Raw genomic sequence first — 14,744 nt, 5'->3', positions numbered from 1 at the left:
GGCGCGCGGACCAAAGTCGTTCGACGGCGCGCGCCCGAGCGTGGCGGCGGGCTGCGCAGGCACTTCGGTCCGCGCGCCTACGACGACACCGGCGCTGTGGTGTCCGCGGCGGCGTGCACCGCGTGGGTCCGCTCGAGCCGGGCACCCTCGACGTCGACGTCCGGGAGGAGCCGGTCGAGCCAACCCGGCAGCCACCAGGCCGCCTCGCCGAGCAGGTGCATCGCGGCCGGGATCAGCAGCATCCGGACCACGAACGCGTCGAGCAGCACGCCGAAGGCGAGCCCGAAACCGATCGGCTTGATGGTCGCGTCGTGGGAGAAGATGAAGCCCGCGAAGACCGAGATCATGATGATCGCGGCCGCCGTCACGACCGACCGACCGGCGCGCAGCCCGTGCTGCACCGCCACCCGTGCCGGCGCCCCGTGCGCGTGCGCCTCGCGCATCCCGGAGACCAGGAAGAGCTGGTAGTCCATCGCGAGGCCGAAGAGGATGCCGGTCGCGATGATCGGGAGGAAGCTCAGCACCGGGCCCGGCGCATGCACCCCGAACAGGTCGCCGAGGAAGCCGAGCTGGAAGATCGCGGTGATCCCGCCGAAGGCCGCCAGCAGTGACAGGACGAATCCGAGCGTGGCGGTCAGCGGCACCAGGATCGAGCGGAAGACCAGCACCAGGATGAGCATCGAGAGCCCGACCACCAGCACGAGGTAGACCGGCAGCACGCTCGAGAGCTGGTCGGAGATGTCGATGCCCGCGCTGGCGTTGCCGGCGACGCCGAGGGTGGCCTCGCCGCCCGACGCCGTGTCGAGCGTCGTCGAGCGCAGGTTCTGCACCAGCTCCGCGGTCGACCGGTCCGTCGGGGACCCACCGGGGACGACCTGGAAGGCCAGGGCGGACCGGTCCTTCGACGCACCGATGGGCACGACGGCGTCGACGTTCCAGGCCCGGCCGAGCTGCGCGCCGAGTGCGGCCTGCTCGGCGGTCACCTCGTCCTCGGCGATCGGGCCGGGCAGGTCGGCGACGACCAGCAGCGGGCCGTTGGAGCCGGCGCCAAACTTCTCCGCCTGCACCTCGTAGGCCTGGTAGGCAGCCGAGTCGGGCGGCTGGGTGGAGCCGTCGGGCAGCCCGAGCCGCATCTGGGTCGCGGGCGCGGCGACGACCAGCAGGGCCACGATGCCGAGCCCGAGCACCGTCCACGCGCGGGCGTCGCTCATGGGCTCGTCGGCCGCGGTCGTCGCGTGGTCGTCGTACGACGTCCCGGTGGTGCGGGTGCGCTCGCGCCGCTTCAGGATCCGCGGGCCGACCAGGGACAGCACGGCCGGGGTCAGCGTGACCGCCATGAGGATGGCGACCAGCACCGCGACGGCACCGACGGTGCCCATGAGGCCGAGGAAGCCGACACCGGTGACGTTGAGCGCGAGCAGGGCCACGATCACGGTCACCCCGGCGAAGACGACGGCGTTGCCGGACGTGCCGTTGGCCAGGCCGATCGACTCGGCGAGCTCGACGCCCTGCTTCAGCTGGCGACGGTGGCGGTTGATGATGAAGAGCGAGTAGTCGATGCCGACCGCGAGGCCGAGCATCACGCCGAGCACGGGCGTGACGGACACGAACTCGACGAGCCCGGAGAACGACAGCGACGCCAGCGAGGCGATCCCGACCCCGAGCAGCGCGGTGACCAGCGGCAGCGCGGCGCCGAGGACGGTGCCCAGCATGAGGAAGAGGACGATCGCGGCGATGACGACGCCGGCGACCTCGCCCGGGCCGAGGATCGACGGGACGGTCTGGGCGATGTCCTGGGAGGGGTAGATCGCGACGCCGTCGATGGCGGCGTCGGTGACGAGGTCCTCGATCGCGGTCTTGGTCTCGACGTCGACCTCGTTGATCGAGACGGGGAAGACGACGTTGGCGACGGCGGCGGACCCGTCCTCGGACACCGTGCGGAAGCCGGACGCCAGCCGGCTCAGGGTCTCGCCCTGCTCGAGCTGCGGCGCCTGCTCGTCGATCGTCGCGCGCTGGCGGTCGAGCTCGGCCTGGCCGTCGTCGAGCTGCTGCTCGGCCGCGTCGAGCTGGGCGCGTACGTCGGCCAGCGTGCCGTCGGCGCGGGCCTGGCGGCGCTGCTCCTCGAGCGCGGCCCGACCGCCGTCGATCTGCCCCTGTGCCTCGGTGATCTTCACCCGACCGTCGTTCAGCTGCTCGCGCCCGCCCGCCACCCGCTCCGCGGCGTCGTCCACCTGCTGCTGCGTGGCGAACGGGTCGGTCACCTCGTCGACCCCGTCGACCTGCTTGATGCGGTCGAAGAGCGCGAGCACCTCCTGCCTCTGGTCGTCCGTCAGCGCGGACCCGTCGGTCGACTCCACGACGATCGTGCCATTGCCGCCGCCGGTGCCCTCGAAGTCGCGCTCGAGCTGGCCGGAGACCCGCGTGGTCGGGGTGTCGGGCAGGGAGATCGCCGAGGACAGCGCGCCGGCGAACGACGCGTACGTCACCCCGGTCAGGACGAGGACCGCGAGCCAGGCGCCGATGACGGTCCAGTGGCGGCGCGCGGAGAAGCGACCGATGCGGTAGAGGAGCTCAGCCATGGGGATGGCCTTTCGGGTACGGGGGTCGGGCGTGGGGGTGGGTCAGCCGGCGGTGCCGGTGCGCAGCCGGAGCAGCAGCCGGTCGAGCAGGTCGTCCCAGTCGCGGCGGGCGCGATCCGGCACGACGGTCGGCAGGTCGGGATGGGCGTCGAGCCAGAGCCCGGCGATGGTGGAGATGCCGGCGAAGAGCAGCGCCAGCCCGAGCTCGAGGTCGATCGGGTCCAGGTCGCGGGCGCGCAGTCGCTCGCGCAGGAGGCCGCCGACGTGGTCGAAGGCCATCCGCGAGATGCGCTGGGCGCGCTCGTCCTCGGGCTCGGGGCAGCCGAGCATCCGGTGGATGGTGGCGATCGCTGTCGCCAGGTCGACACCTCGCGTCGCCTCGCCGACCGAGTCGAGGGCGGCCCGGCCGCCTGCCTCGTCGACGCGCTCGAGGATCGCGGTGGTGGCCTCGGCGAGGATCTGCTCGCACGCGGCGACGAGCAGGTCGTCGACCGTGGCGAAGTGGTTGAAGACGGTGCGGCGCGACACCCCCGCGAGCTGGGCGACCTGGTCGACGGTGAACCCGTCGGACCCGTGCGAGGTCGCGAGGCCACGGGCGGCGTCGACGATGGCGTCGCGTCGTTGCAGGCGGAGCGCGCCGCGGCCGTCGTTCGGTGAGGTCACGCCCTGATTGTTGCACTCAGTGCAAGTAACTCCTGCATCGCCAGCCGTACGCTCGCCGGTGTGGAGGACCAGAACACCGCGCTCGTCGCGCTGACCGAGTCCGGGATCGCGCACACCGTCACCCGCCACGGCCGCGTCGGCTCGCTGGCCGAGGCCGCCGCCGCGCGCGGCGTCGAGCCGTCGGCGATCGTGAAGACGATGGTGGTGCGCCGCGGCGAGGGCGACCACCTGCTCGTCCTCGTGCCCGGCGACCGCCAGATCTCCTGGCCCAAGCTGCGGTCGGTCCTCGGTGTGAACCGGATCTCGATGCCCGACGCCGACGCCGCCCGCGAGGTGACGGGCTACGAGCGCGGCACCATCACGCCGTTCGGCACGCGTACGCCGCTGCCGGTCGTCGCCGACGAGCGGATCGTCGGGCAGCAGATCTCGCTCGGTGCCGGCGGCCACGGGGTCGCCGCGACCCTCGCCGGCGACGACGTCGTACGCCACTTCGGTGCGCAGGTCGCGGACGTCACCGATCCCGCCTGACCGCGCCCGCCCGATGGATTTCCACTCGAGTGGAAGCTCATCGCGACGCCGCGCTCAGGTCGTCGGATCGACGATGGTCATCCCCGCCACGGTGGCGGAGTCGAAGACCGGCAGAAGCGCCGCGGCCTCGTCCAGGCCGATCACACGCTCGACGAGCAGCTCCGGCTGGAGGTGGCCGGCCTCGATGAGCGCCAGCATCGCCGGGTAGTCGGCGGCGGCCATGCCGTGGCTGCCGAGCAGGTCGAGCTCCCACCCGATGACGCGGGCCATCGGGACGCGGGGGTGGCCCTCGACCGGCGGCAGCAGGCCGACCTGCGCCAGCCGACCACGGCGGCGGAGGGAGAGGATCGCGTCGGCGCAGGTCTGCTCGCTGCCGACCGCGTCGACCGACACGTGGCTGCCGCCGCCGGTGAGGTCGGCGACGGCGGCGGGTACGTCGACGCCGTCCGCGAGCACCGTGCGGTCGGCGCCGAGCCGGGCCGCGACGGCCAGTGCCTCGGGGTTGCGGTCGACCGCGACCACCCGGGCGCCGACGGCCTTCGCGATCATCACGGCGCTGAGCCCGACACCCCCGGAGCCGACGACCGTCACCCACTCGCCCGGCGCGACCCGGGCCCGGGCCACGAGCGCGCGGTAGGCGGTGGCGAACCGGCAGCCCAGGCTCGCAGCGGTCGCCATCTCGACGCCGGCCGGCACGGCGACCAGGTTGGTGTCGGCAGCGTGGAGCGCGACGAGCTCGGCGAAGGACCCCCAGTGGGTGAAGCCGGGCTGGTGCTGGTCCGGGCACACCTGCGCGTCGCCCTGCCGGCACCACTCGCAGCGACCGCACCCGCAGACGAACGGCACGGTCACCCGGTCGCCCACCCGCCAGCGCTCGACGCCCGACCCGATCTCGACCACCTCGCCCGCCAGCTCGTGCCCGGGCACGTGCGGGAAGGCGATGTCGTCGTGCCCCGCCCACGCGTGCCAGTCGCTGCGGCACACGCCTGTCGCCAGGACGCGTACGACGACTCCGCCCGCGGGCGCCGAAGGATCGGCCACGTCCCGCACCTCGGGCTGGTGACGGACGGCATCGACGACCACGGCGCGCATGGGCAGATCCTGCCCGGTCCGGAAGACGAAGATCGGGCCGGTCCGCGAGGGACCGGCCCGATCTGTCGGCGGTGGCGGTGGGATTTGAACCCACGGTGGGTTTGACCCCACACAACATTTCGAGTGTTGCACCTTCGGCCGCTCGGACACGCCACCGCGGGAGACCATACCGGAGGGCCAGCGGCACCAGGAATTCGGCAACGGGTCCACGAACTGGGCCCGTGCCGTGGTCAGGGAGGGCCAGCGACGGTAACTTTCGGCGCACACCTGTGCTCGCCGCCACGACACCCCGTGGGGCTGGCCGGAAAGGAGCGGTGCGCAGACGTGACTGCCGTCCGACGAGTCCGAGACCTCGCCCGCTCAGCGCTGCCGAAGAGCGTCGGCGAGCGGCTGCCCGCCGCCCCGCCGCAGGAGGTGACCGAGCTCCTCCACGACAAGCGCTTCCAGGCCGCGGTCGCCGAGCAGGCCACCGAGCAGGGGCGTCCGGAGGAGGAGGTCTGGTCGGAGGTGAAGGGCTACCTCCACGAGATGTCCGCCGCCCACGACGAGCGCACCGCCCAGGGCTGGGTGCGGATGGGCGAGTGGTTCCTCCGGGCGTACGACGTCCTGGTCGACGAGGACGACATGCACGCGCTCAAGCGCCTCGACCGCTCCCACAGCCTCGCGCTCGCCTTCAGCCACCGGTCCTACCTCGACGGCATGGTCATCCCCAACGCGCTGGCGGCGCGGCGGTTCTCGCCGACCTACACGTTCGGCGGAGCCAACCTCAACCTCCCCGTCATCGGCACGGTCGCGAGCCGCACCGGCCTGATCTTCATCCGACGCTCGACGCAGGAGATCCCGGTCTACCGGCTTGCGCTGCGCTCCTACATCCGCCAGATGGTGACCAACAAGCGCAACATGGCGTGGTCGATCGAGGGCGGTCGCACCCGCACCGGCAAGCTCCGCCCGCCGGTGCACGGCATCCTCAAGTACCTGACGGACACCGTCGACGGCGAGGACGCGCCCGACGTCCAGGTCGTGCCGGTCTCGGTGGTCTACGACCAGCTCCACGAGGTCTCGCTGATGACCGAGGAGGCGCGCGGCGCCAACAAGACGCCGGAGGACTGGCGATGGCTGGTGCGCTTCGCGCGGCTCCAGCGCAACCGGCTCGGCCGCGCCTACCTCACCGTCGGGGAGCCGTTCTCCCTGCGCGACCGGATGGCCGAGCTCGAGGCCGACGGCGTCACCGGGCACGCCGCCGTCGAGCGGGTCGCGCTCGACATCTCCCACCGGCTCAACCGCGCCACCCCGGTCACCGTCACCGCGATCGTCTCGCTCGCGCTGCTGGGCGCCGACCGTGCGCTGACCGTCGACGAGGTGCTCGACACCGTCGAGCCGCTCGCCGCCTACATCGAGGCGCGCCAGTGGCCCGTCGCCGGCGCGGCCGACCTCCGGGACCGTTCGACCATCCGCCGGGCGCTCGCCGAGCTGGCCCGCAGCGGCGTGCTGACGGCGTACGACGCCGGGACGGAGCCGGTCTGGAAGATCGGGGACGACCAGCACCTGGTCGCCGCGTTCTACCGCAACACGGTCATCCACATCCTCGTCGAGCGAGCCATCGGCGAGCTCGCGCTGCTCACCGTCAGCGAGCTCGAGCCCGACGCCGAGCTGCCTCCCGGCGGCGAGCTGCAGGTGGGCTGGGAGGAGGCGAAGCGGATGCGCGACCTCCTCAAGTTCGAGTTCTTCTTCCCGAGCCGCGCCGGCTTCGAGGACGACCTGCGCGCCGAGCTCCAGCTGCTGGTCGGCGAAGGTGTCACGGAGATGACGCCGGTCAAGGCGCGCGAGCTGCTGGTCAACGCGCGGCCCCACCTCGCCCACCTCGTGCTGCGCCCGTTCCTCGACGCCTACCTCGTCCTGGCCGACCGGCTCGCCGACCGCGGCGACAGCGCGGTCGACGAGGACGACCTGCTCAAGGACTCGTTGGCCGTCGGCCAGCAGTGGGCGCTCCAGCGGCGGGTGGCGAGCGCCGAGTCGATCTCGCTCGAGCTGTTCCGTACGGCGATGGCGCTGGCGCGGCACAAGGGACTGCTCGACGGCGGCGAGGGCGTCGGCAGCGCGCGCGAGGCCTTCGCGGCCGAGCTGCGGGAGGCCGTGCGCCGGGTCAACGTCATCGGCGAGATCGCGGGCGAGCCGGTGCAGGTCGTGCTGCCCGAGCCCTACCCGCAGGACGCCACATGAGTGGACTCTCCGACGAGGTCCTGGCCGCGATCGACGCGATCGAGGCCGGGCCGCAGGGCCCGACCGTCGGCGCGTTCTTCGACCTCGACGGCACCCTGGTCGCGGGCTACACCGCCGCCACGTTCTACGGCGACCGGCTCAAGGGCCGCGACGTCTCGCCCGCCGAGTTCCTCCGCACGGTCGTCACCGCGGTCGACGGCGAGCTCGGCGGCGACCCGACCCGGATCGCGCACGTCGCGTTCTCCGCGATGCGTGGCGAGTCCGAGGAGGCCTTCGCCGACCTCGGCGAGCGGCTCTTCCGCTCCAAGATCGCCGGCACCATCCGTCGCGAATCGCGCGCGCTGGTGATGGCCCACCAGCGGGCCGGCCACACCGTCGCGGTCGCGTCCGCGGCGACGAAGTACCAGATCGCGCCGGTCGCCCGGGACCTCGGCGTCGAGCACCTCGTCTGCACCCGGCTCGTCGTCGAGGACGGCCAGTTCACCGGTGCCACCGACGGCCCGATGCTGTGGGGCCGGCACAAGGCGAGCGGCGTACGGGCGTTCGCGCGCGAGCACGACGTCGACCTGTCGGCTTCCTACGCCTACGGCAACGGCTACGAGGACGTCGCCTTCCTCTCCTCTGTCGGCAACCCCACCGCCCTCAACCCCCACCGCGACCTGCGCTCCGCCGCCGCTCGGCTCGGCTGGCCGGTGCTCGACCTCAGCGACCCGGTCGGCGGCTCGCTGATCGCCGCCGGTCGTACGGCGGCGGCGCTGGCCGGCATGAACACCGGTGTGGTCGCCGGGCTGTCCCTCGGCCTACTGACGGGCAACCTCAAGGAAGGCCGCAACACCGCCATCAAGCTGGCGACCTCGTTGCCGATGACGCTGGCGGGCGTGCGGCTCAACGTGCTCAACCGGGAGCGGCTCTGGACCCACCGCCCGGCGATCTTCGTGGCCAACCACCAGAGCGCGCTCGACATCCCGGTGCTCGGCAACCTGCTCGAGCGCGACTTCACGATCGTCGCCAAGAAGGAGGCGCGGTGGGACCCGCGCACCTTCGTCGGCTCGATCGTGATCGACCCGGCCTACATCGACCGCGGCGACTCCGAGTCGGCCCGCGCCACCCTCGACGGTGTCGCCGAGCGGATCCGCAGCGGGACCTCGCTGATGATCTTCCCCGAGGGGACGAGGTCCGCGACGCCCGTTCTCGGCCCGTTCCGCAAGGGCGCCTTCCACCTCGCCGCGCAGGCCGGCGTGCCGGTCGTGCCGGTCGTGCTGCGCAACACCGGCGAGCTGATGCGGCGCAGCTCGTTCGTGCTCAACCCGGGCGTCGTCGACGTGTGCGTGCTCGAGCCCGAGACTGACTGGAGCACCGACGACATGAGCGAGCGGATCGCCGCGCTGCACACGAAGTTCGAGGAGACCCTGGCGAGGTGGCCCGCGTGAGCAAGAGTGAGGACTTCGAGCGCTGGGGTGGCGCAGCCGCGTGGACCTCTGGCATCGAGCTGACCCCGATGCAGACGCTGATGTGGCGCGCCGAGCGGCACCCCGTCCAGTCGTCCACCTCGACCGTGATCCTCGACCTCGACCGGGCGCCGGACTGGAAGCGATTCGTCGCGGCGACCGAGTGGGGCACCGGGCTCGTACGCCGGCTGCGCCAGCGCGTCGTCGACCCGGTCGTCCCCACCGCGGCGCCGACCTGGGCCGACGACCCGACCTTCGACCTCGGCTACCACCTGCGCCGCGAGCTGGTGTCGAGCCGCGAGGAGATGCTCGCGCAGGCGGCCCAGATCGCGCTGCGCCCCTTCGACCGCTCGCGTCCGCTCTGGGAGGGCGTGCTCTTCGAGGGCCTGCCCGACGGAGCGGCGTACGTCCTCAAGATCCACCACGCGCTGGCCGACCCGCTCGGCACCGTGCAGCTGCTGTCGATGCTCCAGTCGGGCAAGCGCGCGCACACCGCGCGCAAGCCGGTCGGGGACGAGGTCGCCGCTCCGGCCGCCGCCGAGCCGGTCGACCTCGCGGTCTCGGGTCTGCGCACCGACGTCGCGACGCTGCCCGAGGCGGCGCTCTCGGCGCTGCGCAGGGCCGGCGTCGCGGCGACCCGGCCACAGGCGGTCCTCGCCTCGACCCTGCGCTACGGCGCGTCCGTACGCCGCCTGGTCACCCAGGCCGCGCCGGCCTCGCCCGAGCTGTCGCCGCGCACCGGGAAGATGTGGTCGTTCCTCACCCTCGACGCGCCGCTCGAGCAGCTGCGCGCGGTCGCGAAGCAGGGGGGTGGCACGCTCGACGACGCCGCTGTCGCGCTGGTCCTCGGCGGCCTGCGGCGCTACCACGAGCGACGCGGTGGCGCGGTGCGGGAGATCCCCGTCGGCGTACGGGTGTCCCTGGCCCGGGCCGACGACCTCGGCAACCGCTTCGCCGGCGCGATCATCTCCGGCCCGATCGCGATCGAGGACCCGGTCGACCGCGTCGCGGCCGTCCGCGGCGAGGTGCTGTCGCTCCACACCGAGCGGGCCCTCGAGGTGCTGGAGGCGGCCGCCCCCCTGCTCAACCGGATGCCGGCCTTCGTGGGCGCCGGCGCGCTCCAGACCGCCGCCGTCCCCGACGCGTTCGTCCTGACGCTCCCCGGCCCGCCGCGCCGGCGCTACATGGCAGGCGCGGAGGTGCAGGGGATGTACGTCCTCGGCCCGCTCCCCGGCGCCGCGCTCACCGTCTGCCTGGTGACCGTCGGCGACACCGCGTGCATCGGCGTCAACGTCGACGCGAGCGCGGTCGCCGACCTCCGCGAGCTGGAGGAGTGCCTGGTCGAGGGCGTCGAGGAAATGATCTCGGTCACGGCGTCCACCAGTGGCTGAGGACGACCTCACGACGTTGCTGGGCGAGGCCGTACGGGACCTGGTGCTGTTCATCGAGCACCGTCCGGAGGGTGCCGACACGTCGTTCGACGTGCGTGCGCTGGAGGGTTTCGCGGACCTCATGAGTCGTGTCCCGCCTCGCGACAGGGTGCGGGTGAGGCGCCTGCTCGGCGACGAGGTCTACGGATACCTCGGCTGGGACTGAGCCCGCGGTTCCTGCGCGAGGTCGACCTGGAGACGTGTCCGCGATGTTGCCCCGGAAGCTCGAGATCGAGGGCCACGCCTCGGACACGTGTTGCGACGAGGGTCAGGTCGCGGTCGGTCCGACGTAGCAGAGCATCCGGTAGTCCTCGCCCTCCTCGATGTTCACGAAACCGTGGCGCTCGTAGAAGCGACGAGTGCCCGTGTCGACCTCGTCGACGTTGATGTGCATCTCCGGCGAGCCCTTCTCGACGGCCAGGCGGCGGCAGAGGTCGAGGACCAGCGTGCCGATGCCGTGGTCCCGGAGGGCGGGTACGACGTAGAGCTCCTCGAGCTGGGAGACCGGACCGTCGAACCAGATGGCCGGCCGCAGGCTCACCAACGCGAAGCCGACCGCGGTGCCGTCGTCCTCGGCGAGCACCGCGACGATGTCGTCGAGCTCCAGCAGCCGGGCGAAGCGGACCGACAGGACGTCGACGTCGTCGACCTCGGTCTCGAACTCGGTGTTGAAGTCCCACAGCAGCCGGGCGAGCACGTCGGCGTCGCCGACGGCGGCTCGCCGGACGGTCGTCATGTCGCCTCGTGCCTGCCGGGCAGGCGGTGGCGGGCGAAGAAGGAGTCGAGCAGCGCGGTCGAGTCGGCGGCCAGCACGCCGGCCACGACCTCGGGGCGGTGGTTGAGGCGGCGGTCGCGGACCACGTCCCAGAGCGAGCCGACCGCGCCGAGCTTGTCGTCGTACGCCCCGAAGACGAGGCGGTCCACCCGGGCGAGCACGAGGGCGCCGGCGCACATCGTGCAGGGCTCGAGGGTGACGACGAGGGTGCAGCCGGTGAGCCGCCACTCGCCGCGGGTGGCAGCGGCGGCGCGGAGCGCGACGACCTCGGCGTGACCAGTGGGGTCGCCCTCGGCCTCGCGGGTGTTGCGTCCGGTGCCGATGACCGCGCCGGACTCGTCGAGCACGACGGCACCGACGGGGACGTCGTCACCGGACAGCGCTGCCTGCGCCTCGGCGAGGGCCACCCGCATGGGCTCGTCCCAGGCCGCCCGGGTGGTGAGGGGGGCGCTCATGCAGACGTGAGGCCGACGGCGTCGTCGAAGAGGTCTCCGAAGCCGAGTCGGCTCGCGATGTCGGACAGCACGTCGTCAGGGTAGAGCTCGACGTCGTCGAGCAGCGCGCCCATGTCGTAGGCATGCACCCCGAGGTCGCCGAGCAGGTCGAGGTCACCGGCCGGCACCTCGACGTCGTCGTCCTCGGGCGGCGGCAGGCCGAGGAACTCCACGACCGAGTGCGCGAGCTCCCACTCCTCGGCCGCGGTGACGTCGGAGAGCAGGACGCGGGTGGTCGAGCCGGCCACCCGGACCAGCACGAAGAAGTCCTCGTCGACGGCGACCATGCCGACGGCTCCGTCGGGGCCGGAGACCTGGCGCAACGCGTGGCTGAGGGAGTCGACGGAGTCGAAGGCAGGCGAGGCGATGTCCTGCAGCTGCCAGTCGCCGTCCTCGAGGAAGGCGACCAGCGCGTAGTCGACCGCACCGTTCAGTTCGGACATGCCGACCCCTCCCCAGGCTGCGGACTCCTCCAATGTCGCAGAAGCCGGCTGGACCAACAAGGAGGTTTGCGACTCGTTCACCTCAGCGCCGACCACTAGTGGCGCGCGCCCGCAGCCTTGCGCGGACGGCGCACCCCGGGCACGCACCTCGCTGCGTTGTCGAGGCTCGACGGGCCTGGGGGCCCGCCTTCGCCCCTCCGCCTTGCGATGCGCGCACCCGGAGCACGCCTTCCATCGCAGGGCTGCGCGCACACACCACTAGGGTGACCCCATGCGCCTGCACGTCGTCGATCACCCCCTCGTCTCCCACAAGCTGACCGTCCTCCGCGACGAGAACACCGACTCGCCGACCTTCAGGCGACTCACCGACGAGCTGGTGACCCTGCTCGCCTACGAGGCGACCCGCGAGGTGCGCGTCGACCCCCTCGACATCACCACCCCGGTCGGCCCGACCACGGGCGTCTACCTCGCCCAGCCGAAGCCGATGGTCGTCCCCATCCTGCGCGCCGGTCTCGGCATGCTCGACGGCATGATGCGGCTCCTGCCGACCGCCGAGGTCGGCTTCCTCGGCATGGTGCGCAACGAGGAGACGCTCGAGGCGTCGACCTACGCCGAGCGCCTGCCCGACGACCTGTCGGGCCGCCAGTGCTACGTCCTGGACCCGATGCTCGCGACCGGCGGCACCCTCGCCGCGGCAGTCAACTTCCTTACCTCGCGCGGCGCCGACGACATCACGGCCATCTGCCTGCTCGCGGCCCCCGAGGGCGTCGCCAACCTCGAGGCCGGCCTCGAGGGCCTCGACGTCCCCGTCACCGTCGTGACCGCGGCGCTCGACGAGAAGCTCAACGACAAGGGCTACATCGTCCCCGGCCTCGGCGACGCCGGCGACCGGTTGTACGGCGTCGCGCACTAGCCGTTCCGGGTCGAGTGCGCCCGAGGCACTGGTCGCCACGGGGCTGCGCACTCAACCCACGGTCGGCACGCCGAGTGCCACCAGGTCCTGGATCACCTCCCACGGCTCGTGGCGGAGCTCCCATGCCGAGCACTGGACGACGACGCGACGCGCGTTGGTCAGCCGACGGTTGCGCACCCGGTCCTCGCTCGCCTGCATGACGTCGTCGTGGAAGGCGCCGTCGACCTCGAGGACCAGCACCCGCCCGTCAGGCAGGAGCCACTCGGCATCGGTGTAACGCGTGCGTCCGCGACGGTCTGTCCGCTGGCGCTGGGACCGCGGCGGCTCGACACCATAGGTCCGACAGGCCTTGCGGAGGTCGACCTCGGCCATCGAGTGCGCTCCGTCCGCAACATCGGTGAGGAGTGCGCGCAGGTCGCGCGAGCGGCGCAGGGGCGCCAGCCGATCGATCCAGCTGTCGAGCGCGTCGGTCGTGGTGAGGCGCTGTTGCACGGCCGCGGTGACCGCACCCAGCGCCGTACGCAGGTGGGGCTCGTGCGCGGCGAACATCAGGACGGCCGGCTCCAGCCGACAGGCCGGGAGGTCGCCTGAGCCGAGCAGCACCTTGTAGGGGCGCCGGGTGCGGAAGAAGCGGTAGCCCGGCAGTGGCTCGAAGCTGAGCGGGTTGCCCACCAGGATCGTGATCTCGTCGCGGTGCCATCGTTTCAACCCACGCCGCGTGGCCGCGCTGAGGGCGCCGACCATCGCCGTCGGGCCGCCGTGGAGCACGCCCAGCCACAGCGCCTGCTCTGGTGACAGTGGTCCAGTGGTCGTGCTGATGACCGCGGCCGAGCGTACGGCCCAGCGCCCGACTCGCAGGTGGTTGCGGATCTCTCCACGAGACACACCCAGCTCACGCAGCTGGCGGTGGCTGAGGAGCCCTGCCTGCGCCTCAGCGAGTCCTGCCCAGAGTCGATCGACCACCGAGGCAGTGTGCGCGGGCTGGAGTTCCCGCCGCTGGGCCTGTCCACAGGCCACCGTGGTTGAGTGCGCGGCCCCGCGGCGACTACTACCGCGGGCGCACTCGACCCGGAGCGAGGTCAGCCGAGGGTCGAGGTGCGGGCGATCAGCTCGGGGGTGAACTCGACCTGCTGGTGCTCGTGGTCGGGGTTGTTGACCTCGTCTATGAGCAGCTCGGCTGCCGTACGCCCGAGCGACTGCCGCGGCTGGCGGACCGACGTGAGAGGCACGGCCGCGCCGGCGGCGAAGGCGATGTCGTCGTAGCCGACGATCGCGAGGTCCTCGGGGACCCGCTGGCCGGTCGAGACCACCTGCTGGAGCAGGCCGAGCGCGATGAGGTCGTTGGCGCAGAAGACCGCACTCGGACGGCTGCGCCGCGGCAGTCCAGCGATCCGCTCACCGGCGATACGCCCCTCCTCGAAGGACAGCGCCTCGGTCGCGACGTGGATGAGGTCCGCCTCGGCGAGCCCGGCGTCGTCCCACGCGGCCCGGGACCCCTCCCAGCGCTCGCGGACCTGGCCGAGCGACCAGGGCCCGCCTACGTAGGCGACGCGGGTGTGGCCGCGGTCGACGAGGTGCTCGATGGCCACCCGTCCGCCGAGCCGGTCGTCGACGGTGACGGAGCAGAAGGCCCCTGCGGTGTTGGCACGGTCGACGATCACGAGGGGTGTGCCCTGGGCGGTGATCCGTGCCAGCTCGGGTGCGTCGGGGTCGACCGGCGTGATGAGGATGCCGTCCACGCGCTGCTGCTGGAGGTGGGCCAGGTGGGCGCTCTCCCGGGCATCGCGGCCGTCGCTGTTGCAGAGGAAGAGCGAGAGGTCGGCCTTCTCGGCGGCGAGCTCGATGCCGCGGGCTACATCGGTGAAGAACGGATTGGTGGCGTCGAGCATGACGTAGGCGAACGTGTTGCTGCGCCCCATCCGGAGCTGGCGGGCCGACTCGTTGAGCACGAACCCGAGATCGGCCATCGCCCGCTCGACGCGCTCACGGGTGCCGGCACTGACGCGGTCGGGGCGGTTGAGCACGTTGCTCACGGTCCCGAGGGAGACCTGCGCACGCTCGGCGACGTCCTTGACCGATGGCCGACGTCCGTTGCGCGCCGCTGGGGTGCTGATGGACATCGGGCTCCTCGGGACGACAGACCCTCGGAGAGTAGTCCA

14 protein-coding genes and 1 tRNA gene are annotated in these 14,744 nt (G+C 72.5%); 6 read left to right on the top strand and 9 right to left on the bottom strand.

What is annotated here, in order from left to right; translation table 11 throughout:
• Window positions 1-77: 77 nt before the first annotated feature.
• Both JI751_RS02535 and JI751_RS02530 read right to left on the bottom strand, forming a co-directional pair.
• The gene (locus JI751_RS02535; protein WP_201933029.1) at window positions 78-2,579 is read right to left on the bottom strand and encodes an MMPL family transporter; all 2,502 of its coding nucleotides are present in this window, start codon (window positions 2,577-2,579) and stop codon (window positions 78-80) included.
• A 42-nt stretch (window positions 2,580-2,621) separates the two neighbouring features.
• Entirely contained in the window at window positions 2,622-3,242 is a 621-nt protein-coding gene (locus JI751_RS02530) for a TetR/AcrR family transcriptional regulator (RefSeq protein ID WP_201933028.1), read from the bottom strand.
• A 60-nt stretch (window positions 3,243-3,302) separates the two neighbouring features.
• On the opposite strand from JI751_RS02530, the gene JI751_RS02525 reads away from it, so the two are divergent.
• Window positions 3,303-3,770, top strand: coding sequence for an aminoacyl-tRNA deacylase (locus JI751_RS02525; RefSeq protein ID WP_201933027.1), 468 nt, complete (start codon window positions 3,303-3,305; stop codon window positions 3,768-3,770).
• A gap of 54 nt (window positions 3,771-3,824) precedes the next feature.
• Here the strand turns inward: JI751_RS02525 and JI751_RS02520 are convergent, their stop codons facing one another.
• Together JI751_RS02520 and JI751_RS02515 are read right to left on the bottom strand one after the other, a co-directional pair.
• Window positions 3,825-4,862, bottom strand: a complete 1,038-nt coding sequence (locus JI751_RS02520; protein WP_201933025.1) for a zinc-dependent alcohol dehydrogenase family protein — start codon at window positions 4,860-4,862, stop codon at window positions 3,825-3,827.
• Window positions 4,863-4,931: 69 nt separating this feature from the next.
• Window positions 4,932-5,018 (bottom strand) — tRNA-Ser (locus tag JI751_RS02515).
• Between the two features lie 168 nt (window positions 5,019-5,186).
• Here JI751_RS02515 and JI751_RS02510 point away from each other — a divergent pair.
• From JI751_RS02510 to JI751_RS02495, 4 genes are read left to right on the top strand one after another with little or no spacing between them, the layout of a single operon-like run.
• Window positions 5,187-7,082, top strand: coding sequence for a lysophospholipid acyltransferase (locus JI751_RS02510; RefSeq protein ID WP_201933023.1), 1,896 nt, complete (start codon window positions 5,187-5,189; stop codon window positions 7,080-7,082).
• Window positions 7,079-8,512 (top strand): HAD-IB family hydrolase, encoded by a 1,434-nt coding sequence (locus JI751_RS02505; protein WP_201933022.1) that lies wholly within the window; start codon window positions 7,079-7,081, stop codon window positions 8,510-8,512. The genes JI751_RS02510 and JI751_RS02505 overlap by 4 nt, the downstream gene beginning before the upstream one ends.
• The gene (locus JI751_RS02500; RefSeq protein WP_201933020.1) at window positions 8,509-9,921 is read left to right on the top strand and encodes a wax ester/triacylglycerol synthase domain-containing protein; all 1,413 of its coding nucleotides are present in this window, start codon (window positions 8,509-8,511) and stop codon (window positions 9,919-9,921) included. The genes JI751_RS02505 and JI751_RS02500 overlap by 4 nt, the downstream gene beginning before the upstream one ends.
• The gene (locus tag JI751_RS02495) at window positions 9,914-10,126 is read left to right on the top strand and encodes a hypothetical protein (RefSeq protein ID WP_201933019.1); all 213 of its coding nucleotides are present in this window, start codon (window positions 9,914-9,916) and stop codon (window positions 10,124-10,126) included. The genes JI751_RS02500 and JI751_RS02495 overlap by 8 nt, the downstream gene beginning before the upstream one ends.
• Before the next feature lie 102 nt (window positions 10,127-10,228).
• On the opposite strand, the gene JI751_RS02490 is transcribed toward JI751_RS02495, so the two are convergent.
• From JI751_RS02490 to JI751_RS02480, 3 genes are read right to left on the bottom strand one after another with little or no spacing between them, the layout of a single operon-like run.
• Window positions 10,229-10,696 (bottom strand): GNAT family N-acetyltransferase, encoded by a 468-nt coding sequence (locus tag JI751_RS02490; RefSeq protein ID WP_201933018.1) that lies wholly within the window; start codon window positions 10,694-10,696, stop codon window positions 10,229-10,231.
• Window positions 10,693-11,148 (bottom strand): nucleoside deaminase, encoded by a 456-nt coding sequence (locus JI751_RS02485; protein WP_201934505.1) that lies wholly within the window; start codon window positions 11,146-11,148, stop codon window positions 10,693-10,695. Before JI751_RS02485 ends, JI751_RS02490 begins: the two co-directional genes overlap by 4 nt.
• 38 nt (window positions 11,149-11,186) lie before the next feature.
• Window positions 11,187-11,672 (bottom strand): tRNA adenosine deaminase-associated protein, encoded by a 486-nt coding sequence (locus tag JI751_RS02480; RefSeq protein ID WP_201933017.1) that lies wholly within the window; start codon window positions 11,670-11,672, stop codon window positions 11,187-11,189.
• A gap of 271 nt (window positions 11,673-11,943) precedes the next feature.
• Here JI751_RS02480 and upp point away from each other — a divergent pair, with 271 nt between their 5' ends.
• Window positions 11,944-12,585, top strand: coding sequence for a uracil phosphoribosyltransferase (gene upp, locus JI751_RS02475; RefSeq protein WP_201933015.1), 642 nt, complete (start codon window positions 11,944-11,946; stop codon window positions 12,583-12,585).
• A 51-nt stretch (window positions 12,586-12,636) separates the two neighbouring features.
• Here upp and JI751_RS02470 read toward each other — a convergent pair whose 3' ends face one another.
• Both JI751_RS02470 and JI751_RS02465 read right to left on the bottom strand, forming a co-directional pair.
• A complete protein-coding gene (locus tag JI751_RS02470; protein ID WP_201933014.1) occupies window positions 12,637-13,548 on the bottom strand; it encodes a putative endonuclease domain-containing protein in 912 nt (303 codons plus the stop codon).
• A 116-nt stretch (window positions 13,549-13,664) separates the two neighbouring features.
• On the bottom strand, window positions 13,665-14,705 hold the full coding sequence (locus JI751_RS02465) for a LacI family DNA-binding transcriptional regulator (RefSeq protein WP_201933013.1): 1,041 nt from the start codon (window positions 14,703-14,705) through the stop codon (window positions 13,665-13,667).
• Window positions 14,706-14,744 lie beyond the last annotated feature (39 nt).

It is taken from the genome of Nocardioides baculatus, from assembly GCF_016735675.1.
GTDB lineage: Bacteria > Actinomycetota > Actinomycetes > Propionibacteriales > Nocardioidaceae > Nocardioides > Nocardioides baculatus.
The sequence above is the reverse complement of the archived record's forward strand: the minus strand, read 5'-3'. Positions and strand labels throughout refer to the sequence as shown.

Excerpts from the sequence above, each read along its gene's own strand:
- JI751_RS02480 (WP_201933017.1), bottom strand. The coding sequence starts at position 11,672 with ATGTCCGAACTGAACGGTGCGGTCGACTACGCGCTGGTCGCCTTCCTC.
- JI751_RS02520 (WP_201933025.1), bottom strand. The coding sequence starts at position 4,862 with ATGCGCGCCGTGGTCGTCGATGCCGTCCGTCACCAGCCCGAGGTGCGG.
- upp (WP_201933015.1), top strand. The coding sequence starts at position 11,944 with ATGCGCCTGCACGTCGTCGATCACCCCCTCGTCTCCCACAAGCTGACC.
- JI751_RS02485 (WP_201934505.1), bottom strand. The coding sequence starts at position 11,148 with ATGCGGGTGGCCCTCGCCGAGGCGCAGGCAGCGCTGTCCGGTGACGAC.
- JI751_RS02535 (WP_201933029.1), bottom strand. The coding sequence starts at position 2,579 with ATGGCTGAGCTCCTCTACCGCATCGGTCGCTTCTCCGCGCGCCGCCAC.
- JI751_RS02465 (WP_201933013.1), bottom strand. The coding sequence starts at position 14,705 with ATGTCCATCAGCACCCCAGCGGCGCGCAACGGACGTCGGCCATCGGTC.
- JI751_RS02490 (WP_201933018.1), bottom strand. The coding sequence starts at position 10,696 with ATGACGACCGTCCGGCGAGCCGCCGTCGGCGACGCCGACGTGCTCGCC.
- JI751_RS02505 (WP_201933022.1), top strand. The coding sequence starts at position 7,079 with ATGAGTGGACTCTCCGACGAGGTCCTGGCCGCGATCGACGCGATCGAG.